This is a genomic window from Methanocorpusculum vombati (assembly GCF_026891935.1).
Classification (GTDB): domain Archaea; phylum Halobacteriota; class Methanomicrobia; order Methanomicrobiales; family Methanocorpusculaceae; genus Methanocorpusculum; species Methanocorpusculum vombati.
In genome coordinates this window covers 25,976-45,303 of the sequence record NZ_JAPTGC010000006.1, presented here as the reverse complement: position 1 = coordinate 45,303, position 19,328 = coordinate 25,976, and the positions used below count along the sequence as shown (strand labels likewise).

Sequence of the window (19,328 nt, the reverse complement as noted above, 5' to 3'; positions counted from 1 at the left end):
GTTACGGGCACTTCTCCCAGCAGATCCGGATGCCTGCAGAAAACACCTTCATCAGCATATCCGCTTTTTTTGCGGCAGTCCGCCGCTCCGGCGATCCTCTGCCGGACCCGGTGCAGGAGATGACAAGGGTCCCTGACGAAAGTTTTGCATGAACCGACCGGACAACACTGCAGTGGGAATGATCCAGTCCGTCGGCAATCCGGATAATGCCTGCAAGCAGGCATACCGTTTTGCGGTCCTGTTTGGAAAGGCCGCAGTAGAGCGGGTGATGCCGTTTGGGCAGTGGTCCCCGGTGATACCGGACAGCAAGTGCAACAAGACTCCGTTCGTGTAACGAAAACGGCAGGGTCCGGTCCCCGGCGATGAATGCCATGCCGGTTTTGTGGTGGGAAACATCCGAGACGCTCCAGCCGATGTCATGCAGAAGTGCGGCCGCTGCAAGCAGACGCCGCGTCTGCCTGCCGCTTCCGTGCACCGGAAAAAGATCATCGTAGACTGCAAGCGACAGACGGCAGACCTGCTCGGCATGACGGGAATCCTCCGTGAGGAGGAGTGCCGCCTTATGCACGATCTGCAGATCCTGTTTTTTCAGACTACCACCAGACCTTTCTCATTGCGATGAACATCTGCTGCGCCCCAAGACCGGAGTCGGGATGTTTGGGAGGGAGATACCGGCCGTCCGGTTCAAGGACATAGCCTTTGGCCGTATCCTGCAGGAATGTCGGCAGAATTTTGTTGATGATGGTGTTTTTGACCTTGCGGTCAAGAACCGGACAGACAACCTCAACGCGCCGTTTGAGGTTGCGCGACATCATGTCCGGACTGCCAATAAACACCTGTTCGTCTCCGTCATTTCTAAAGTAGAATACTCTGCTGTGTTCCAGGAATCTGCCGACGATAGAGATGACCCGGATATTTTCGGAGAGGTTTTGGACGCCGGGCCGGAGCATGCAGATACCACGGACGATCAGATCGATCCTGACACCGGCGTTGGATGCCTCGTACAGTGCATTGATGATCGGCCGGTGGGTCAGGGAGTTGACCTTCAGAACGATGTGCCCGTTTCCGGAACGTTTCTGGTGATCGATCTCGCGCTGGATGAGATGCATCAGGGCACCCTCCATGAAATCCGGGCTTATCAGCAGATGTTTGTATTCCGGGTGTTCCTCTTTTCCGGCAAGATAGGCAAACAGCACGGCAACATCGCGGCAGATACCAGAGTCTGCGGTAAACAGGGAGATGTCGGAGTAAATCCGTGCCGTCTTTGCGTTGTAGTTGCCGGTTGAGATGGTGGCATACCGGACAGGTTTGTCACCTTCCTTTCGGGTGACCAGACAGCATTTCGCATGTACTTTCAGGCCCGGTACGCCGTGAATTACGGTAACGCCATTTTCACTGAGTTTTGTTGCCCACTGGAAGTTGGCCTCCTCGTCAAAGCTTGCCTTCAGTTCAATGACGGCGGTGACATCCTTACCGTTTTTGGCAGCCGCAATCAGGGCGGCGGCAACAGGAGACTCAGGGCCGAGACGATACAGCGTCATCTGAATCGTCTGTACGGCAGGATCCTTTGCTGCGGCGTTCAGGAAGTTGACCAGCCCGTCAAAGCTGTCATAAGGGGTAAACAGCATGCTGTCCCTGTCTGCCAGCCGTTCAAAGATCCGGTTCTCTTCGGAAAGTCCTGCCGGAACCTCCGGGGTATAGGGGGCGAACTTCAGTTCGGGACGGGAAACCGGGAATCTTTTCAGATCGGCAAGGCCGAGGGGGGACGGCACGTCATAGACCAGCTCCGGGATCAGGGAAAGTGCACTCACCAGATGACTGGTGTATCCGTACGGCAGCCACTGTTCCGTTTCAAGGCGCGAGGGAAGTTTTTTTGCAAGCGTCTCGGGAGCTGCCTTAATGGCTGAGATCAGATCGTCGGCATCGTCTCCTTTCAGGTCCAGATCCGAGTCACGGGTAAGACGCACCGGTACAACGGCGCGGACGTTTTCGTCAGGGAGGAGGAGGTCGGCATTTTTCCGCAGCTGTTCTTCCCGGAAAATATATTCTGCCTTTCGTTTGCCGACACGGACAAATCTTCCATAGGTATCCAGAATATCCTGAATGGGGAGGACCGCATAACCACGCTCCGACCTGGCAAGCAGCCCCATGCCTTTGAGGAACTCATCGTGTCCAATGTCCTCGAACCGATCCCCGCGAATGACGGGAACTGGGTTTTCTGCAAGAATTCCTTCCAGTTCTTTTCGGAGTGTCCGTTTCTCCGATTCGCTGCATTTGGTATATTTGGTGAAGATGATGCCGGATTTTTCCAGTTCCGGCTTGAGTTCCCTTGCCCAGACCCAGGACATGTTGCGCATCAGAAAGATGGTCCGGTCGTAGATCATCTCCAGCTGCGTTTGGCTGCCGACCACTTCTTCATACTCATCACTGGATCGGGTTGCTCCTTCCTGATAGGCGGGCACCCGCACCATGAAGAATTCGTCCAGATTATCGGCGACGATGCCGAGGAATGAGACCCGTTCCAGCAGCGGGTTGCGGGGATTTCTTGCCTCGGCCAGAATGCGTTCATTGAATTTCAGCCAGGAAAGTTCCCGGTTGAAGTATCTGCCGCAGTCTTCACACAATGGTCTTCCTGTTTCGGAGACCTTTTTTTCCTTTTTGGATTTTTTATCCGTCTTGTGTTTTTTGCCCATGGAGGTATCCCGGCCTGAAATGAAAATGTATGGTTCTCGGAGATACTTAGTTATTTAGTTCGGCACAGATCAGTATAGCATACATGGATTCAACAGCTCTGACTGCCGCGGCACTTGACCGGCTGAGAAATATCCGGCTGTATGCGGAGACGTACGGCTGTACGTATAATTTTGGGGATACGGAGAAGGTCATTGAGATCGCCAGGTCCCAGGGCTGTACTATTACTGATACCGCGGAGGATGCGGATGCGGTTTTGATCAATACCTGTATTGTGGTTGCCAGGACCGAGGAGCATATGTATGAACGGATGCGCCTGTTTGCCGGTAAGACTCTGATTGTGACGGGATGTCTGCCGGGCATATCGGCGGACCGTGTGCTGTCGGTACATCCGGATGCATATATTATTGATCCGGATCTGATTCACTCCTGTTACCGCGAGGTCGGGACAGTACGGGCAGGAGATCATGCAGTGCTGCAGATTGCAAAGGGATGCAACGGTCACTGTACCTACTGTATCACCCGGTTTGCCCGGGGGAAGCTGGTGAGTTTCCCGCTTGAGGATATTGTGGAACAGGCACAGGAGTTTGTGAAGGCGGGAGCTGCGGAGATTCAGGTAACTGCACAGGATGTCAGTTCCTGGGGGATGGACCGCACTGACGGTCTGCGGCTGCCGGATCTGCTGCGGGCGCTGACGAAGATTCCGGGAGAGTTCCATATCCGTATCGGTATGGCAAATCCGGATACACTGCTGCCGATTCTGGATGATTTTCTGGATGCAGTTGCGGATCCGAAGATCTTTTTGTTTTTGCATGTGCCGGTGCAGTCGGGCTCGGATGCGGTGCTGAAGGCAATGGGACGAAGGTATACGGCAGCCCAGTATGAGGAGATCTGCCGCCGCGCCCGCGAACGGTATCCTGATATCCGCATCTCAACGGATTATATCGCAGGGTTTTCCGGGGAGACGGCAGAGGATGGTGAGGCATCGGTTGCACAGATTCTTGCCACACGGCCCGGAAAAGTGAACATCACCCGGTTTTCAGTGCGGCCGGGAACGCCTGCGGCAAAGATGAAGAATCTTCCCGAACCGGTAAAGAAGGAACGGTCGCGTGCCCTGACGAATGCGGCAAACGCGGTGTATGATGCAAATAATGAAGCCTGGATTGGAAAAACGGTTGATGCGGTGGTAACCGAGGTGGTACGTGCGGGCAGTGTTACGGCACGCGACAGGACGTATCAGAATATTGTGATCCTGTCGGAGATTCCCCTTGGGACCCGGGTGCGGGTGACCATCACCGGTCACCGCCGGCATTATCTTGTGGGCATAGTGGCATTGGAGTAGTGTATCTCTTCCATTTCATCAAGGTAGGGAAGAAGTGCTTTGAGGTAGGTGCGGGGGCCGACTGCGGTCTGTATCTCGCCGGTCTCCAGAATTTCTGCGTTCAGGGGTTCTGCAGCAAACATTTCTTCCACGCGTGCGTCTGCGCCCGCTATCTGGCGCATCTGTTTCTGTATGGTTTTGAACCATTCTTCAATCTCCATTACCGGCCGGAAGTCGGGATCGACCAACCGGTACTTTGCAAGGTCTGCGGCAAGGTCTGAGGTTCGGGCGATCTCCTCGTCCATATACAGATAGATATTGATGTGTTCGGTCCGGCGCAGGTCGCGAAGTACAAGGACATCGATGCGTTCGCCGGGTTTGGGAAGCTCGGTCATGATGATGTACTTGTCCTCGTGCAAATGACTTTATTGTTACGGGTCGATGATTTCCCTATGCGAATAAAATTTAATGATATTGATGAAGGAAGCGATACCGGAGCGGGTGTTGACGGGCGCAAAGCAAAGAGCGGGTCAACCAAGATTGCGGGGTCTGAGGATCAGAAGAAAAAGAAGGGCTTTGCAAGCCATGTAACAGTGATTGAAGGTGACGGTCTTCCCGGTGAGGCAGACCGGACGTAAACTTAATGCAGTACAATATCAGCTGGATCGTTTACGATAATCTCTTTTTTTCCGGCATAGGTGTCTACGATGCCGCGCACCGTTACGTTGTCGCCCCGCAGAAGTTCCAGACCGGTACCGCCATCCGGTACAAATACAGGTGTGCCGGAGATGTTGAGAATCAGGTGTCCGCCGGTTCGGGTAAAGGTGATGTCTTCCACGGTACCGGTAAGAGTGACGAGTGAACCGTCGGCACGGTCATTTGCATAGGGAACTGCCCCACCATCGGGAAAGAGGAAGGCAACTCCGAAATGGAAGAGGGCAAGGGCTGCGATGACACCGGTAAGAATGAGTACGGCATGCCGTTCGGGCGGGGTCAGCATGGTTGTGTTGAATGTATGGGTTGCGACCTACTTGTAGATTGCCCTTTTTGGTATGGCAGATACCTATATATGCTCAGAGGTCGATTGTTCGTTATGACTAAAACAGAACTCCCCAAGTCATCGGTCAAAGTACTGTCAGTACTGGACCCGTACAACTCTCTGACCCACAAGGAAATTGCCCAGTTAACAGGGTTATCTCCAAGAACTATCCGTTATGCGCTGAAAAAGCTGAAGGAGCACGATATGCTCGTGGAAAAGTTCAATTTCCGTGATGCAAGACAGATCCTGTATTCGCTGAAAGTGCCTTCTGCTCCGACACAGGCCGCCGCATAAGCAGGTAATCAGGCTAAAAATCCTGGAAAAACCTCTTTTTTTTATTTTATGCAAAACAACCCGTAATCTTCCGTCATTTCTCTTTAAAAATCCGTATAAGCCGTAAAATAGGTTGATTGTGATACGTAGTGCATTTTTTGCTGCAGATTCATTTAGTTCGTAGTTATACGAACTAGATTAGAAATCTATAAATACTTTTAAAACAATTGTTTTGTATGCAAAGAACAGAAATGCCCCAATCGTGTATCACGATTCTCCGTCTTCTGGAGAGCACCGGTTCGCAGACACACAAGGATATCGTTGCGGGCACCGGACTTGCTCCGCGTACCGTTCGATATGCACTCAAGCGTCTGAAGGAAAATGGTCTCGTGATCGAGAAGTTCAACTTCCGGGATGCCCGGCAGGCAATCTACCAGCCGAAGCTTGCTGTTTCTACGAATCAGGCATCTGCATAACCAATTCCTGAAAAGAACCGTGAATATCCAATTAATTCAATTTTATTTTATCTCCGCCGCTTCAGTTGCCAAATGACAAATAGTAGCAGTAGGATTACGGCAACCAGAACATAGCGTAAATCAATCTGTTTCGTTGCTCCGATCTCCCATTTACCGGAAGTTCCATCCCAGTCATATTGGAATATTTCTGAAAAATACTCCGCAGATTCTTCATTTTTAATGATAATTCCCGCTTCCCGATTATTATTTGGGGAATTATAATTCCAATTTATTGAACTTACCAATACGTATTTCATATCCACTATCGCTCCTTTGTTATGCAGCTTGGTTATGTATTCGTCCGGGAGTTTCAGCCGTGCTGAGGCCGATATATTGTCTTTTTTGGACATCCGGTTGATATTTGCGACTATTTCGTCGTTGTCCGTATCACCGTCGGTGTTGTAGTACATCCCGTCCAGCATGACACGGACAGGGATGCCGCGACCCCCCGCTTCAAGCACATAATCCAGCCAGATATTGTGCGCGCCTCCGGGGTAGGGGGAGATATAGGCCTGCTGGAGGTCAATTTTTTTCCCGGCGTTTTGTATCAGATGAGGGATGAGGACACTGGTATCCGGCGAGATGACCGGGGTGACTTCGACATTGTAGACGGTGTGTGCAGGGAACCGGACGGTGACGTCTTCGTCTTTCCAGGTGTCCGGGAGAGGTTCTGTTCCCGGGGTATAGGGATGGATGTCATAGCCGGCAAGATCTGCATCAAAGACATCACGGAAGTATCCGGCAACACCGGAACTGTGTACTGCGGCACCCCAGCCCCGGTTACCGCGTGTTCCCGGAAGCGGGATTCCGGTTGGTTTGAAGTTTTCCGAGAGGATGAGGAGGGTGTCTTCGTCGGCTACCAGATACTTTGTATGCAGGTACCGATAACGTGCGGGCAGTTCGTCTGTGCTTTCTATGGTATAGACTGCGGCTCCGGCGTTTGTGAGGTAGTTCAGTACTCCTTTTTCTTCGGAACTCATACCGCCTACCGGCCCCCCTTCAACAAGGAGGGTTACTGCGACACCGCGTGCCGCGGCGTCGGCAATCGATTCTGCGAGTTCCGGGTGGGTGAACTCGTACATGGAGATGCAGAGGCTAAAACGCGTACTGTCGATGACGGAGTCAACTACTTCAAATGAGGAGTCGGGTGAGACGAAGAGTGTGACAGATTCTGCGGTGAATGTTTCGGGGGAGAAACGGCTCTGTCCGATTTTATAAATCCGTTCGTCCCAGATATCGTCAGTACAGATGTGTATCCGTCCGTTTCCGGGGATGAAGTCCTCCGGCCAGGAGAAGGACTGTACCGGGGAGTCATGATACAGAAGAGTGATGTCGTCTTTCGTGTTTGCCATCTGAAACCGGCCGGTGAAGAGTGCATCAGGTACGGAAGGGTGCGTGCTGTATATTTCATAGTCCGGATAGGTGCCGTGAATGGTGTAATAGGCAGTTCCTTCGCGGGCGATGACGATGCTGCCCGGAGAGATTGAACCGGGCGGGAACCGGACCGATCCTTCGCCGTCGGTTATTACCCAGCCGTCCATGCTGCCGGTTCCCGACAGGACGAAGTACTCATCCCCGTCCCCTTTTGCATATCCGTCGGGACAGATCTCGGTTACGAGGAACCCTGCGGATACGGGGGCGGCGGTTATGCAGAGGGCGATACACACAAGCATCCAGACTCTCATACTGGTTTTTGTGTTATGAGACAGATTAATAGTATTGCAGATTTATGAGCAGAGGAGTTGTTGTAAAGGTGGGGGGCAGCCTGATGGATGCTGCGGATACTGTGATGCAGGTTCTTGCTGCATCTCCTGTGCCGGTGCTGATTGTGCCGGGCGGGGGAGTCTTTGCCAATGATGTCCGGGGTCTTGGTATTGACGGAACTGCGGCGCACTGGATGGCGGTGGCTGCGATGGATCAGTACGGGTGGTTTTTATCAGCGTCCGGAGTGTTGGCGGAGGATGCGTGTTCAATGCCGGAGGCGGGGGCACGGATTTTTCTTCCGTACCGTGTTCTGCGGGAGGCGGATCCTCTGCCGCATTCATGGGATGTGACGTCGGATGCGATCTCGGCGTGGGTTGCAGGACAACTGGGATGTCCGCTGATTCTTCTGAAATCGGTTGACGGGATTTTCTCGGGAGGGGAGCTGCTTACCGAGATGCCGGAGGGTATGGAGACGGATGTGATTGATCCCTGCTGCCGGGATGTTCTGCGCAGGTATGCGGTTCCGGCGATGATCATCAACGGGCGGTGCCCGGATCGCCTGTCTGCCTGTCTGCACGGGATTTCTGTTCCCGGAACCCGGGTGCGGTGACGGGTGTATTTCTGGCTCTCCCACGGAGCATACAAACTGCACGAAAGCAGAAACATCACCTTTTCCCAAGAGAAACCTGGTGATCCTGCAATAGAAGATATTGCAGACTTTGGGAGCAAAATCTTTTGAAACACTACCTGTCCAACTGCATACAACTATAATGCCTCCTCACAAACACTACTCAGTAACTTTCGCTAAAGCAAATTTTCCTAAGGACAGAGAGATCAGTATGGAGCTACCCGGAGGACCCACACAACCGGAAGTGATGGCAGTATCACTTGAAAAACTCGGCGTACGGCCCGGCGATACCGCAGCCGATATCGGCTGCGGTACCGGCACGGTAACAAAAGCAATTGCTGCGCTGACCGGTGCCGGCGGCTGCGTGTATGCCGTTGACCGCCGTCCTGCAGCAGTTTCGATCACCCGGGAGACCTGTGCAGGTCTCCCGCAGGTTGACGTGTTTGAAGGCGAGGCACTGTCGTTTCTTTCCTCCCCTCACAAACAAATTGACTGCGCCTTCTGCGGCGGAAGCCGCGACATTGCCGCAGTCATTGCACGGCTGGACGAGGAGGGATGCAGGAGCGTCGTGGTCAATGCAGTCCTCATCGAAACCGCCGTTGATACAATTCACGCCATGCAGGAACGGGGAATTTTTCGGGAAGCGGTGCATCTGCAGGTGTCCCGATCCTATGAGCTTACGGAGCGCATTATGTTCAAACCAATCAATCCCATCTATATTATTCACGGGGGCCGCGAATGTTAACGGCAGTCGGTCTTGGCCCCGGTGATGCGGAGCTTCTGACCCTCAAAGCAGTCCGCCTGCTTTCCGAGGCGGACACGGTGTTTGTGCCGGGCGGTATTGCCTCGGAGCTGGTGAAACCCTATGCCAGAGAGATTGTTGTTCTTGAGTTCCCGATGACCCGTGACGAGGAGGTTATCACGGCATGCATGGAACGCAATGCCGAAAAGATTGTTCCCGTGGCAAAGGCGGGCAAAGCGGTCTTCGGCCTTATCGGGGATCCGAACTACTACTCAACCTTCTCCCGGCTTGCCGAGATGGTGCGGGAACGGTATCCGGGTCTTGAAGTGGAGACGGTGCCTGGCATCAGTTCCATTACCGCGGTTGCCTCCCATGCACGGATTCCGGTGAACGGTGCATTCCTGGTCACGGATGGTCCGGCGGATCCTGCAACAAAAATTCTGATGAAGGTCACGCATCCGCGGGAAAAGGCGGAACAGCTGAAAACCGATGGGTATAATGACTTCATTGTGGTGGAGCGTATGTATATGGACGGCGAATGTGTGCACCGCGGAACGCTGCCGGAGAAGACGAACTACTTCTCGATTATGATTGCGAGGAAGGTATGAAATACTATATTGTCGGCGCTGGATGCGGCGATCCGGGCCTGATTACGGTCAAAGGAATGGCTCTGTTAGAAAAGGCGGATGTCCTCATTTATGCAGGGTCGCTTGTAAACCCGGAGCTTGTGGCAAAATCCCCTGCTGCCCTGAAGCTTGACTCCTGGGGAATGAAGCTTGAGGAGATCACCTCGGTGATTGCGGAGAACGTGCGTGCGGGAAAGGTTGTGGTGCGGCTGCATTCGGGAGACCCGGCGATTTACGGATCGATTGTGGAGCAGATTGCACCCCTCGAAGAGGACGGCATTCATGCGGAGATTGTGCCGGGCGTTTCCTCCATGTTCGGCGCTGCGGCTGCGCTGCAAACCGAGTACACGCTTCGCGGGGTGTCCGAGTCGGTGATTGTCACCCGGTCGGCGGGGGAGACGCTTGATTCGGATCAGCTTGCGGAGCTGTCGGCACACGGGACGACGATGGTGATCTTTCTTTCCACCGGTCACATCGATGCGGTGATGAAGAAACTCCGCCGGAGCCCGGATACGCCGGTCGCGGTGGTATATCATGCCTCATGGCCGGATCAGCAGATTATCCGGGGAACAATCGCGGATATTGCCGATAGGGTGCATGCGGCAGGGATTGAGCGTTCGGCACTTATCATCGTCGGCGATGTGGTTGCAGGAATCAAAGCCGCTTACACAAATTCGCATCTCTACGGATGAAGACTGCTGTTGTTGTTCTGGACCGGTTCCACTCCGAAGGGGAGAAGGTTGCCGCGTTTCTGGATGCGGAGCTGGTGCCGTACTCGGATCACGTGTTTGCGGATCTCTACGGGAACACTGAGGTGATTGTTGCGGTGATGTCGGCCGGGATTGCGGTTCGCGGCTGCGCACCGCATTTGTCCGATAAGTGGCATGATCCTGCGGTGGTTGTGGTTACGCCGGATCTCCGGTATGCGGTTCCGGTACTCGGCGGTCATCACGGGGGAAATGTCTGCGCCCGGCGCCTTGCGGCGCTTGGCATCGAGCCGGTGATCTCAACGGCAACGGAGACGAAGGGACGGCCATCGGTGGAAGAGACCGCCCGTGCGGGCGGTCTCGCTATCGTGAACCGGTCTTCGACCCGTGAGGTGAACGGTGCGGTTCTTGACGGCGATGTGCCGGTTGTGCGGGTTGATCCGCCGCACATCGTGGTTGCAAATCCGGGTGTGTCGGTTCTGGTGAACGATTCACGGTATGTGGCAGGCGTCGGGTGCCGCCTGGGTACGACTGCCGAAGAGATTCTTTCGGCCATTGCTGCAGCCTGTGCTGCGGCAGGAATTTCACAGGATGAGATAACGATGTATGCAACGACGGTGAAGAAGTTTCACGAGGAGGGACTGCATGAGGCGATCAGGTCCTTATCCGGCAATCTCATCTTTCTGGATGATGATACTATTAATGCACAGGTACCAAAGACCCCGTCCCGTGCCGGGATGCTGGGTCTGTCGGGCGTTGCCGAGCCGTGTGCTCTGGCACTCGCGAAGTCAGGTACACTGATTCTGAACAAGACCGTCTATGGCCGCGTCACGATTGCCATAGGAAAATAATCATGGGAACTCTTTGGATAGTAAGCTCCGGACCGGGCAGCCTGCAGCAGCTGACTCCGGCTGCAATGAAGGCAATTGCCGCTGCGGATGTTGTGATTGGCAATGCATTTTATCTGGATAAACTGGAGGTGCTGCTTGCAAACAAGCAGGTCATCCGCAGTTCGATGGGTAAAGAGGTTGACCGTGCAAAAGAAGCAGCCCGCCTTGCGGCGGACTGCAATGTTGCGATGATCACCGGCGGCGATGCGGGTGTGTACGGTATGGCAAGCATTGTGCTTGAGGTGGTGGAGCATGAGTTTCCGGAGACGGATGTCGAGGTGCTGCCGGGCGTGACTGCGGCAACTGCGGCGGCGTCCCGCCTCGGGTCGCCGCTTTCGGGCGATTATGTGACGCTGAGCCTGTCGGATCTGCTGACGCCGTGGGAGACGATCGAGAAACGTCTGCATCTGGCGTTTCAGATGGGTGTTCCGGTCGCGCTGTACAATCCAAAGAGCCGCGGACGACCGCTGAATCTGGGGAAGGCTATCGGTATTGCGCTGCAGTACCGCTCCCCGGATACGCCGGTGGGCGTGGTGAAGAATGTGTTCCGCGACGGCGAGGAGACGTTCTGCGTGACGCTTGCATCGCTTGGAGAAAATGATGAGCTGGTTGATATGCATTCGATTCTGATTATCGGCGGCGAGGAGACCAGGTTCTGGGAGGATAACGGAGATGTCAAAGGAATTATTACACCCCGGGGTTACCACAGAAAGTACGTATACTGATATCGGCGCTGATACGCCGGAAGGATTTTCGATTTCGTCGCGCAGCAGAAGCCTTGCGCGGGAGATGGTGGGGAATGCAACGCCCGAGGATCGGATTCGCCAGCGGTGTTCGATTGCGGTGGGCGACTGGGCGATGGCAGATCTGCTGCGGTTCGAGAATGATCCGGTTTCTGCGGGTCTTGCTGCGATTGCGGCAGGTGCCCCGGTTTTTACGGATATCCGCATGGTGCTGACCGGGATTCAGAAACGCGGACATTCCTGTCCGGTGGAGTGTGCGCTGGACTACGGTGCGGACATTTCCCGGGAACAGGGGATTACCCGCAGTTCAGCGGGGTTTGTTGCGCTGAAAGACCGGCTGGAGGGTTCGATTGTGGTTATCGGGAATGCGCCGAGTGCGCTTCTGACGGTGTGCGGGTTTGTGGATGAAGGGATATGTCCGGCGCTGATTGTGGGGACGCCGGTCGGGTTTGTGAATGCGGCGGAGTCAAAGGAGGTTCTTCGTACGAAGGCGGTTCCGTCGGTCTCCAACGTGGGTACCCGCGGCGGTACGCCGGTGGCGGTTGCGTCGCTGAATGAGATTATTACCATGTATTCCGAACAGAGTCATGATTGATCCGGTGAGCGGTTTTCCTTATCCCGAGGCGTGGGTGCGTCTGTGTACGGATGAGGCGGCGCGGGATCTTGCACGCTCGGGGTTTGGGGTGCTGACGGCGAACGGTACGGTGCTCCGTCGCGGGTTTACGACCGGGACCACGGCGGCGGCAGCGGCGTTTGCTGCGGTGGCGTCTCTGCATGGTGCGGAGGTGTCGGAGGCGGAGGTTCTGCTGCCGTGCGGGATTCGGGCTCTGGTTCCTGCCTGCGGCAGGAACGGGTATGGTGAGGCGCGGAAGTTTTCGGGGGATTACCCTGATGATGTTACGGCGGGGATTGTGATTGCCGCGGAGGCGAAACCGTCGGAGACGGTTTTGCTTGCCGCAGGAGAGGGTATCGGACGGTTTGTCCGTGCCACTCCCCGGTATGCAGAGGGCGAGCCTGCGATCAGTCCGCAGGCGCGGGCGGAGATTCTGGGGGCGATTGAGGCGGCCTGTCGTCTGACCGGTGTTGCCGGTGCGGAGGTTGTTCTCCGGATTCCGGAAGGTGCGCGGATTGGTGCACTGACGCTGAATCCGAAGGTTGGCGTTTTGGGAGGTATTTCGGTAGTGGGGACGACGGGGTTTGTGGAGCCGTGGGATGATCATCTGACGGAGACGCTCGGTGAGCGGATTGCGGCGGCTTCGGATGTGGTGATTACGACAGGCCGTACCGGTCTGCGGTTTTCGCGGCTGCTGTTTCCGGAGTGTGAGGTGGTGCTTGCGGGATCGAAGATTTCCGAGGCGCTTTCTGCGGCGGAGCACTGCCGCAGTGTTGTTGTGTGCGGTCTGCCAGGTCTGATTCTCCGGTTTTTTCATCCGGAGGTGGCGACGTCCCGGGGATTTTCGACGGTGGAGGAGCTTGCGGCTTCGACCGGGGGCCGGGATGCAATGAAGGAAGAGGTCCTGGATGCAGTGCGGCGGTATCCGCGTGTGCGCATTGTGCTTCTCGATCGGTCGGGTTCGGTGCTGATTGATTCCGGGGAGGTGCGGCAATGATTATTGTGGGGGTCGGTGCGGGTGCGGGGATGCTGACGGAGGAGGGTATTTCCCGGATTCGTGCGGCGAAGCTGATCTACGGGTCGGATCGTGCGCTTGAGCTTGCACGGGGATATGCGGCTTCGGATGCGATGCTGGTGCCGATTACGGATTATACTGCGCTGCGTGGTCTTCCGGAGGATGCAGTGGTTCTGTCAACGGGTGATCCGCTGATGGCGGGGCTCGGGTATCTGCCGGGCGAGGTGGTCCCGGGGATTTCGTCGATGCAGGCGGCATTTGCACGGCTGAAGGTTTCGTGGACGAACGTTGCGGTGGTGAATGCGCACGGGAAGGATCATACATCGGCGATTGCACGTGCGGCAGCGGATGTGCGTGCGGGGCATTCGGTGTTTGTGATTGCGGATCCGGATTTTTCAGTTGCAGCGCTTGCGGCGGCACTTCCTCCGGAGACGCGGGTTGCGGTCTGTGAGGATTTGGGGTATCCTTCGGAGCGGGTTGCGGAAGGGACGGCGGAGCATCCGCCGGCGGTGCAAAGCCGGTTGTTCTGTGTTGTTGCGGGGTACTAACTCCCGCGATGCGGTGAGCGCGGCGCAACTGCGGCGGGAAAAAGGGAAGGCCGGGAGGTCCTACAGTCCCATTCTTTTGCGCATTCCTTCCGGGTACGTGTTCTATTAAGACCGCGTAATTCCGTGGTTTTTCATGGCAGATGCGACGTTTGTCCGGGTGTCTTCGTTTGGGAGGATGAGGGAAGACCAACGCAGATGCGCCTTCGGCGCTGAGTTGCAAGCCCCGTAGGTCTCGCACGGCAGAGCCGTGCTCACTGCTTCTCAGTCTTGTTCCGCTCCCTCTTCGGGGTCGCCTTCGCTCATCGCATTTGCTGTTCGTCGCTCGCGAAGCTTGTGTACTGTTCAGGTGACAGCTTGGGGCTGCTGAAAAGCCGCCGCAGATTTGCATGGCTCTGCCGTGCACATCTGTGGCGTTTCTTCTCATCCCGCCCGCTCATCACTCGCCTACAATTTTCAGAAAAAATACCTACTAAATCATTTCGCGGCAGAACACAGTCAATAAACGAATTTAGGTACAACGCCATCCGGATACACATCATTAATTCCGCAAAGCGCCAACAGTATTACTATTATGTCAGAGAGGAGGACACTGACAATCGGGGTTGCCATAAATGTCGGCAACTATGAAAGTCTCCGCCTTGAGGTGAGCGACTGCGTGCAGACCGAGGAAGAGGCAGCAGAGCTTGCCGCATACCTGAACCGTGTTCTGGACGGCTACGCGCAGAATGATGCGACAACCCGTGCATCAATTGATAAATATCGTACCCGCGTACTGGAAAAGCATGTGCCGGAAACACCCGCATCTCCGTCACCCGATCCGCTTGATGAACTCTTCGGACCGGTCCCCGATACTGACGGAGTGGTGAAACGCGAAGAACAGAAAACTCCGGTACCGGTAACCGTTGCGGAGACACCGAAGGTGCCAGAACCGGTTATTGTACAACCAGAACCGGTAAAACCTGAAGAGACACCGAAGGTGCCAGAACCGGTTAGTGCGGAACCCGAACCAGTAATAGCTGAAGAGACACCGAAGGTATCAGAACCGGTTAGTGCAGAACCCGAACCGGTAAAACCTGAAGAGACACCGAAGGTGCCAGAACCAGTTATTGTACAACCAGAACCAGTAAAAGCCGAAGAGACACCGAAGGTGCCAGAACCAGTTATTGTACAACCAGAACCGGTAAATACCGAAGAAAAACCCGCACCCGCAGCAGCAGCAGAACCGGTTACCTATACCTGTGAGAAGTGCGGCGCAGTTGTTTCCAAAGTGCAGCGTGATGTCTCCAACCTCTTCATGGGCAAAACACTCTGCAAAACCTGCATGAAATAAGGAGAAAAATCATGAAAAAAAATCTGCTCATGTGGGATCAGACCCTCTTCAAGGACATTGAGGTATTTGACATCGACTATGTCCCCGAACAGTTTGAGTACCGGGACGAGCAGATTCAGGAACTTGCCTATGCCGTCCGCCCGGCTCTCGCCGGAGGCCGCATCCTCAACACCGTCTGCCGCGGCGTTCCCGGAACCGGGAAGACAACCTCCGTTAAAAAACTGTTTGAGGAGATTTCCGGAACCACCAAAAAGATTGTGCCCATCCATATCAACTGTCAGATTGACGGCTCAGAGTATGCAATCTTCTCGCGGATTTACACAAAACTTACCAAAAACTGCCAGCCGCCGAGCGGCACCTCCTTTAAGATGCTCTTTGACATGATTGCAAAGTACATCGAAAACGAAGAAATTACTCCAATCATCTGTCTGGACGATGCCAACTATCTCGTATATGAAAAAGAGCTGAACAAAGTCCTCTATGCTCTTCTTCGGTCCCATGAAACCTATGAACATGTCAGATTCGGCGTGATCGTTATTATCAGCGACCCTGATGTTGATCTGGAGCGCACTCTTGATGCCCGTGTCGCCTCGGTGTTCCGGCCCCAGATCATTCACTTTGCCCCCTACACCGCATCAGAGATTGCGGGCATTCTCTCGCAGCGGGTAATGCAGGGTCTCTACCCCAATGTACTAACCGCCGACCTCCTCGATCGCATCGTTGACCGCACCATGAAATGCGGTGATATCAGAATCGGTCTTGATCTCATCAAGCGTTCCGTCATGAACGCCGAACGGGATGCACGGATGAACGTCACCGATGATGACGTAACACAGGCTTTCTCCATCTCCCGCGACCTCCGGCTTGCCGAGCTCGTCCGTGTTCTCTCGGCTGATGAAGCAAATGTCCTGTTCCGTCTCGCGGAAATGACAAACGATGCGGATATTATCACCACCCGATCGGTGCACACCTCCCTTGGAAAGGAAGCAACCGGCTATACGCGGTATGTGCAGATCATCGAAAAGCTCGATCATCTGCGGCTGGTAACGCTCAGCTATCAGAACACCGGCAACGGCAGAATCCGGATAATCAGCCTCAGATATGACCCCAAACGTGTTCTTGCCCTGCGGAAAAACCAGACCGGCTGCAAAGCAAACACATAACTCTTATCTATTTTCCTGATCCATAACTGAATCATATTCCTAAAGGGGGATAATCTTGGTTAGCGTAAATGAACTCGGACTCGATCTCTTCGAAGAACTCGTCGAGAATGCAGATTTATTCAATGTAGCATATCATGAACTTGACAACGGCGCCCGTATCGTGGACTGTGGTGTGGCTGTTCCGGGAGGCTTCGGCGCCGGCGACTACTTCACCCGTATCTGCATGGGCGGCCTTGGCGACATTGCATTCCGTCAGGGAATGGTCGGCAAGTTCCCGATGACCTTCATTGATGTGAACACCGACTTCCCGGCAATTTCCTGCCTTGGCGCACAGAAGGCCGGCTGGACCGTGAAGCATGACAACTTCTTTGCCATGGGTTCCGGCCCGGCACGTGCCCTGTCCCTGCAGCCGAAACACACCTATGAGGTTATCGGCTACGAGGATGAATGCGATGCAGCAGTTATCTGTCTGGAAGCGGACCACCTGCCGAACGGTGCGGTCATGGAAAAGATTGCAGAGAAGTGCAAGGTTGATGTTGCCAATGTCTGTGCCCTTGTTGCACCGACGTCTTCCCTCGTCGGTTCCATTCAGGTTGCCGGACGCTGTGTGGAGACCGCTGTTTACAAGCTGAACGAGCTCGGCTTTGACACCCGCAAGATTCTCACTGCTGCCGGCAGTGCTCCGATTCCGCCGGTTCGCGGCCCCAAGCTCGCCATGGGTGTTACGAACGATGCAACGATCTACCACGGACAGATCAATTTAACGATGAACGCTCCGGAGATCGTTGACTATCTTGAGAAGATCCCGAGCTGCGCTTCCAAGGGATACGGCAAACCGTTCAATGAGATCTTCAAGGAGGCAGGCTACGATTTCTACAAGATCGATACCAGCCTTTTCTCCCCGGCAGAAGTTGTCATCAATGAGGTCTCTACCGGCAAGGTTTACCAGGTCGGCAAAGTCGATGTTGATGTAACGCTGAAGTCCTTCGGTCTTGCATAAGAAAAAATCAGGGGGATTTTCTTCTCCCTATCTTTTTCTGATGATTCCGCAGAGTTAATTACATTGCAGTGAGTATAGAATAAGGCACAATTGGACTCGTGGTCTAGGTGGTTATGACGCCAGCCTTACATGCTGGAGGTCAGGGGTTCGAATCCCTTCGGGTCCACTCATTTTTCAAAAAGATTGCCGGGTGTCAGGGGAAGTATTCCGGTCGTGTTGCCCGTTCCATTTCGATCTCGCCGGCACGTTCAAAGCAGTGCCGCGCCCGCACCTCCTCGCCGAGTTTTGCAAGACACGCTGCTTTCTGTTTCCAGAGTTCTTCGTCGTAGAGATTGATCTCCAGTCCGCACTCAAACGCGGTCACCGCTTTTGCATGGTCGCCGAGTTCGGCAAACATCAGGCCGAGGTTGAGCCAGTAGTCGGAGACCTCGGGGTTCAGTCGTACTGCCCGGTCGAAGGCGAAGAGCGCAGCGTCAATGTCTCCTGACCGGCAGAAGACGACACCCCGGCCGCACCAGCTTTCCGCGCATTTCGGATCGAGGTCCGTTGCCCGTCTGAGGCATTTGACAGCATCGTCATGTTCGCCGCATTCACTGAGTACCAGACCAAGTTCAGCCCAGTACTTGGGAACTTCGGCGTCAAGATCAGCCGCCCGTTCAAAACACAGCCGTGCCTGCCGGAGGTTGCCGCAGTCGCGTTCGGTCTCCCCGCGGCTGAACCAGTACCGGCTGTCGTTTATCCCGTCATCACCACTCATATAGAAGAGATCACTCCAGAGGTATTAATAGGTGGGCGTTGCATATGAAAGTAGAAAACTACCCGGCGGAAGAATTACCATGGCACGGAAAAAACAGGAGTTCGATCCGCTCGCAGGTCCGATTGGCGGCAGCGGGTTGCGGAAGAAGAAGTCCAAAGGAAAATCGTTTGATGTACTGGGCGGGGGGTTCGGCGGCGATCACCCGGTTGAAAAGGAAGCGTTTGACAGTTATGCTGATGTATCCTTCGGCGGGTCGTCCGATGCACTGATGGAGACCGGCGGCGGTTCTTCACCTAAGTCAAAACCCCGAAAGAAGGGGTTGTTTGCGTCGATATTCGGGGGAGGCGGTAAGAAAAAGCAGCAGAAGCCCCGGAAGGAAAGCATGCCGCTTGAGGCCGAGGAGGAGAGACCCGAGTCCTATGTGCCAAAACATGTCCGCGATCCGGAGCTGGAGATTCAGGATGGTGTGATGGAAACGGGTATTGCCGACCGGATGGCGGATCCTGAATACGACGAATACGGGGAACCGGAGTACGGGGAACGGTATGAGGAGCCGGTGCCGTATCACGAGTCCGCAGGGGAGCCGGAGGAGGATCTGTTTGAAGAGGAGGAGATCGTATCTCCGCCGGTAAGAAAACCGGCGGAGAGAAAAACGATGCCGGCATCCGTTCCGGTGCGGACGGTTGCTCCGCCGCCGTCCTCAGGTGTTCACCGGGAGTCTCAGGCAGCATCTCCCTCCGCCGCAGGGCCGGATATGCATGTGTGTCATCTGTGCGGTGCGGTGTCTCCGGCCGAGCTTCCGCAGTTCGGTTCAGGGTCCGGGGAGTATGTGCCGCTGTGCCGGACCTGTTACCGGGCGGTGACGACGCTGATAAAGTTCCGTGATCCGAAGGATGAGCGGGAGATTAAAGCGGAGTGGTATACGCTCTGCCCGAATCTTGATTCGGATCGTGCCGACAGGGTCATTGCCGCGGCAAGGAAGAACTCCTAATCTTTTTTACTCATAATTGAGTTGCTTATCAT

23 protein-coding genes and 1 tRNA gene are annotated in these 19,328 nt (G+C 54.8%); 18 read left to right on the top strand and 6 right to left on the bottom strand.

Annotation, left to right across the window (positions count from 1 at the left end):
• Position 1: 1 nt before the first annotated feature.
• Both O0S09_RS05365 and ppk1 read right to left on the bottom strand, forming a co-directional pair.
• Positions 2-568, bottom strand: coding sequence for an HD domain-containing protein (locus tag O0S09_RS05365; RefSeq protein ID WP_268922938.1), 567 nt, complete (start codon positions 566-568; stop codon positions 2-4).
• Between the two features lie 25 nt (positions 569-593).
• On the bottom strand, positions 594-2,693 hold the full coding sequence (gene ppk1, locus O0S09_RS05360; protein WP_268922937.1) for a polyphosphate kinase 1: 2,100 nt from the start codon (positions 2,691-2,693) through the stop codon (positions 594-596).
• An 83-nt stretch (positions 2,694-2,776) separates the two neighbouring features.
• Here ppk1 and O0S09_RS05355 point away from each other — a divergent pair, with 83 nt between their 5' ends.
• Entirely contained in the window at positions 2,777-4,033 is a 1,257-nt protein-coding gene (locus tag O0S09_RS05355) for a tRNA (N(6)-L-threonylcarbamoyladenosine(37)-C(2))-methylthiotransferase (RefSeq protein ID WP_268922936.1), read from the top strand.
• Here the strand turns inward: O0S09_RS05355 and O0S09_RS05350 are convergent.
• The gene (locus tag O0S09_RS05350; protein ID WP_268922935.1) at positions 4,003-4,431 is read right to left on the bottom strand and encodes a hypothetical protein; all 429 of its coding nucleotides are present in this window, start codon (positions 4,429-4,431) and stop codon (positions 4,003-4,005) included. The two genes, O0S09_RS05355 and O0S09_RS05350, sit on opposite strands and share 31 nt — an antisense overlap.
• A gap of 33 nt (positions 4,432-4,464) precedes the next feature.
• Between O0S09_RS05350 and O0S09_RS05345 the strand changes: the two genes are divergently transcribed.
• Complete coding sequence (locus tag O0S09_RS05345) at positions 4,465-4,650, top strand: hypothetical protein (protein ID WP_268922934.1); 186 nt, start codon at positions 4,465-4,467, stop codon at positions 4,648-4,650.
• 2 nt (positions 4,651-4,652) lie between these two features.
• On the opposite strand, the gene O0S09_RS05340 is transcribed toward O0S09_RS05345, so the two are convergent.
• On the bottom strand, positions 4,653-5,012 hold the full coding sequence (locus O0S09_RS05340) for a hypothetical protein (RefSeq protein ID WP_268922933.1): 360 nt from the start codon (positions 5,010-5,012) through the stop codon (positions 4,653-4,655).
• 93 nt (positions 5,013-5,105) lie between these two features.
• Here O0S09_RS05340 and O0S09_RS05335 point away from each other — a divergent pair, with 93 nt between their 5' ends.
• Both O0S09_RS05335 and O0S09_RS05330 read left to right on the top strand, forming a co-directional pair.
• Positions 5,106-5,345: a winged helix-turn-helix transcriptional regulator gene (locus tag O0S09_RS05335; protein WP_268922932.1), complete on the top strand. Its 240-nt coding sequence runs from the start codon at positions 5,106-5,108 to the stop codon at positions 5,343-5,345.
• A 215-nt stretch (positions 5,346-5,560) separates the two neighbouring features.
• Positions 5,561-5,800, top strand: a complete 240-nt coding sequence (locus tag O0S09_RS05330; protein ID WP_268922931.1) for a winged helix-turn-helix domain-containing protein — start codon at positions 5,561-5,563, stop codon at positions 5,798-5,800.
• Between the two features lie 47 nt (positions 5,801-5,847).
• On the opposite strand, the gene O0S09_RS05325 is transcribed toward O0S09_RS05330, so the two are convergent.
• Positions 5,848-7,524: a phospholipase D-like domain-containing protein gene (locus tag O0S09_RS05325; RefSeq protein ID WP_268922930.1), complete on the bottom strand. Its 1,677-nt coding sequence runs from the start codon at positions 7,522-7,524 to the stop codon at positions 5,848-5,850.
• A gap of 44 nt (positions 7,525-7,568) precedes the next feature.
• Here O0S09_RS05325 and O0S09_RS05320 point away from each other — a divergent pair, with 44 nt between their 5' ends.
• The 13 genes from O0S09_RS05320 to O0S09_RS05260 all read left to right on the top strand — a co-directional run bounded on the left by O0S09_RS05320 (position 7,569) and on the right by O0S09_RS05260 (position 17,714).
• The gene (locus tag O0S09_RS05320; RefSeq protein WP_268922929.1) at positions 7,569-8,153 is read left to right on the top strand and encodes an amino acid kinase family protein; all 585 of its coding nucleotides are present in this window, start codon (positions 7,569-7,571) and stop codon (positions 8,151-8,153) included.
• 229 nt (positions 8,154-8,382) lie between these two features.
• Entirely contained in the window at positions 8,383-8,916 is a 534-nt protein-coding gene (locus O0S09_RS05315) for a bifunctional cobalt-precorrin-7 (C(5))-methyltransferase/cobalt-precorrin-6B (C(15))-methyltransferase (RefSeq protein WP_268922928.1), read from the top strand.
• Entirely contained in the window at positions 8,910-9,521 is a 612-nt protein-coding gene (locus O0S09_RS05310) for a cobalt-factor II C(20)-methyltransferase (RefSeq protein ID WP_268922927.1), read from the top strand. The genes O0S09_RS05315 and O0S09_RS05310 overlap by 7 nt, the downstream gene beginning before the upstream one ends.
• Positions 9,518-10,231: a precorrin-4 C(11)-methyltransferase gene (gene cobM, locus O0S09_RS05305; RefSeq protein ID WP_268922926.1), complete on the top strand. Its 714-nt coding sequence runs from the start codon at positions 9,518-9,520 to the stop codon at positions 10,229-10,231. The genes O0S09_RS05310 and cobM overlap by 4 nt, the downstream gene beginning before the upstream one ends.
• Complete coding sequence (cbiG, locus tag O0S09_RS05300; RefSeq protein ID WP_268922925.1) at positions 10,228-11,097, top strand: cobalt-precorrin 5A hydrolase; 870 nt, start codon at positions 10,228-10,230, stop codon at positions 11,095-11,097. Before cobM ends, cbiG begins: the two co-directional genes overlap by 4 nt.
• Positions 11,098-11,099: 2 nt before the next feature.
• Positions 11,100-11,861, top strand: coding sequence for a precorrin-3B C(17)-methyltransferase (gene cobJ, locus O0S09_RS05295; RefSeq protein WP_268922924.1), 762 nt, complete (start codon positions 11,100-11,102; stop codon positions 11,859-11,861).
• Entirely contained in the window at positions 11,809-12,474 is a 666-nt protein-coding gene (locus O0S09_RS05290) for a precorrin-8X methylmutase (protein WP_268922923.1), read from the top strand. Before cobJ ends, O0S09_RS05290 begins: the two co-directional genes overlap by 53 nt.
• Positions 12,467-13,489 carry a cobalt-precorrin-5B (C(1))-methyltransferase gene (locus tag O0S09_RS05285; RefSeq protein WP_268922922.1) on the top strand — a complete coding sequence of 341 codons (1,023 nt, stop codon included), beginning with the start codon at positions 12,467-12,469 and terminating at the stop codon, positions 13,487-13,489. The genes O0S09_RS05290 and O0S09_RS05285 overlap by 8 nt, the downstream gene beginning before the upstream one ends.
• Entirely contained in the window at positions 13,486-14,055 is a 570-nt protein-coding gene (locus O0S09_RS05280; protein ID WP_268922921.1) for a cobalt-precorrin-7 (C(5))-methyltransferase, read from the top strand. Before O0S09_RS05285 ends, O0S09_RS05280 begins: the two co-directional genes overlap by 4 nt.
• 571 nt (positions 14,056-14,626) lie before the next feature.
• A complete protein-coding gene (locus O0S09_RS05275; RefSeq protein ID WP_268922920.1) occupies positions 14,627-15,385 on the top strand; it encodes a hypothetical protein in 759 nt (252 codons plus the stop codon).
• An 11-nt stretch (positions 15,386-15,396) separates the two neighbouring features.
• Complete coding sequence (locus O0S09_RS05270; RefSeq protein ID WP_268922919.1) at positions 15,397-16,548, top strand: ORC1-type DNA replication protein; 1,152 nt, start codon at positions 15,397-15,399, stop codon at positions 16,546-16,548.
• Between the two features lie 55 nt (positions 16,549-16,603).
• The gene (mch, locus tag O0S09_RS05265; protein WP_268922918.1) at positions 16,604-17,548 is read left to right on the top strand and encodes a methenyltetrahydromethanopterin cyclohydrolase; all 945 of its coding nucleotides are present in this window, start codon (positions 16,604-16,606) and stop codon (positions 17,546-17,548) included.
• A gap of 92 nt (positions 17,549-17,640) precedes the next feature.
• Positions 17,641-17,714, top strand: a tRNA-Val gene (locus tag O0S09_RS05260).
• Positions 17,715-17,741: 27 nt separating this feature from the next.
• Here the strand turns inward: O0S09_RS05260 and O0S09_RS05255 are convergent.
• On the bottom strand, positions 17,742-18,305 hold the full coding sequence (locus O0S09_RS05255; RefSeq protein WP_268922917.1) for a tetratricopeptide repeat protein: 564 nt from the start codon (positions 18,303-18,305) through the stop codon (positions 17,742-17,744).
• 79 nt (positions 18,306-18,384) lie between these two features.
• Here O0S09_RS05255 and O0S09_RS05250 point away from each other — a divergent pair, with 79 nt between their 5' ends.
• Positions 18,385-19,296, top strand: a complete 912-nt coding sequence (locus tag O0S09_RS05250; protein WP_268922916.1) for a hypothetical protein — start codon at positions 18,385-18,387, stop codon at positions 19,294-19,296.
• Positions 19,297-19,328 lie beyond the last annotated feature (32 nt).

Excerpts from the sequence above, each read along its gene's own strand:
- ppk1 (WP_268922937.1), bottom strand. The coding sequence starts at position 2,693 with ATGGGCAAAAAACACAAGACGGATAAAAAATCCAAAAAGGAAAAAAAG.
- O0S09_RS05355 (WP_268922936.1), top strand. The coding sequence starts at position 2,777 with ATGGATTCAACAGCTCTGACTGCCGCGGCACTTGACCGGCTGAGAAAT.
- O0S09_RS05345 (WP_268922934.1), top strand. The coding sequence starts at position 4,465 with ATGCGAATAAAATTTAATGATATTGATGAAGGAAGCGATACCGGAGCG.
- O0S09_RS05340 (WP_268922933.1), bottom strand. The coding sequence starts at position 5,012 with ATGCTGACCCCGCCCGAACGGCATGCCGTACTCATTCTTACCGGTGTC.
- O0S09_RS05335 (WP_268922932.1), top strand. The coding sequence starts at position 5,106 with ATGACTAAAACAGAACTCCCCAAGTCATCGGTCAAAGTACTGTCAGTA.
- O0S09_RS05330 (WP_268922931.1), top strand. The coding sequence starts at position 5,561 with ATGCAAAGAACAGAAATGCCCCAATCGTGTATCACGATTCTCCGTCTT.
- O0S09_RS05325 (WP_268922930.1), bottom strand. The coding sequence starts at position 7,524 with ATGAGAGTCTGGATGCTTGTGTGTATCGCCCTCTGCATAACCGCCGCC.
- O0S09_RS05320 (WP_268922929.1), top strand. The coding sequence starts at position 7,569 with ATGAGCAGAGGAGTTGTTGTAAAGGTGGGGGGCAGCCTGATGGATGCT.
- O0S09_RS05315 (WP_268922928.1), top strand. The coding sequence starts at position 8,383 with ATGGAGCTACCCGGAGGACCCACACAACCGGAAGTGATGGCAGTATCA.
- O0S09_RS05310 (WP_268922927.1), top strand. The coding sequence starts at position 8,910 with ATGTTAACGGCAGTCGGTCTTGGCCCCGGTGATGCGGAGCTTCTGACC.
- cobM (WP_268922926.1), top strand. The coding sequence starts at position 9,518 with ATGAAATACTATATTGTCGGCGCTGGATGCGGCGATCCGGGCCTGATT.
- cbiG (WP_268922925.1), top strand. The coding sequence starts at position 10,228 with ATGAAGACTGCTGTTGTTGTTCTGGACCGGTTCCACTCCGAAGGGGAG.
- cobJ (WP_268922924.1), top strand. The coding sequence starts at position 11,100 with ATGGGAACTCTTTGGATAGTAAGCTCCGGACCGGGCAGCCTGCAGCAG.
- O0S09_RS05290 (WP_268922923.1), top strand. The coding sequence starts at position 11,809 with ATGTCAAAGGAATTATTACACCCCGGGGTTACCACAGAAAGTACGTAT.
- O0S09_RS05285 (WP_268922922.1), top strand. The coding sequence starts at position 12,467 with ATGATTGATCCGGTGAGCGGTTTTCCTTATCCCGAGGCGTGGGTGCGT.
- O0S09_RS05280 (WP_268922921.1), top strand. The coding sequence starts at position 13,486 with ATGATTATTGTGGGGGTCGGTGCGGGTGCGGGGATGCTGACGGAGGAG.
- O0S09_RS05275 (WP_268922920.1), top strand. The coding sequence starts at position 14,627 with ATGTCAGAGAGGAGGACACTGACAATCGGGGTTGCCATAAATGTCGGC.
- O0S09_RS05270 (WP_268922919.1), top strand. The coding sequence starts at position 15,397 with ATGAAAAAAAATCTGCTCATGTGGGATCAGACCCTCTTCAAGGACATT.
- O0S09_RS05255 (WP_268922917.1), bottom strand. The coding sequence starts at position 18,305 with ATGAGTGGTGATGACGGGATAAACGACAGCCGGTACTGGTTCAGCCGC.
- O0S09_RS05250 (WP_268922916.1), top strand. The coding sequence starts at position 18,385 with ATGGCACGGAAAAAACAGGAGTTCGATCCGCTCGCAGGTCCGATTGGC.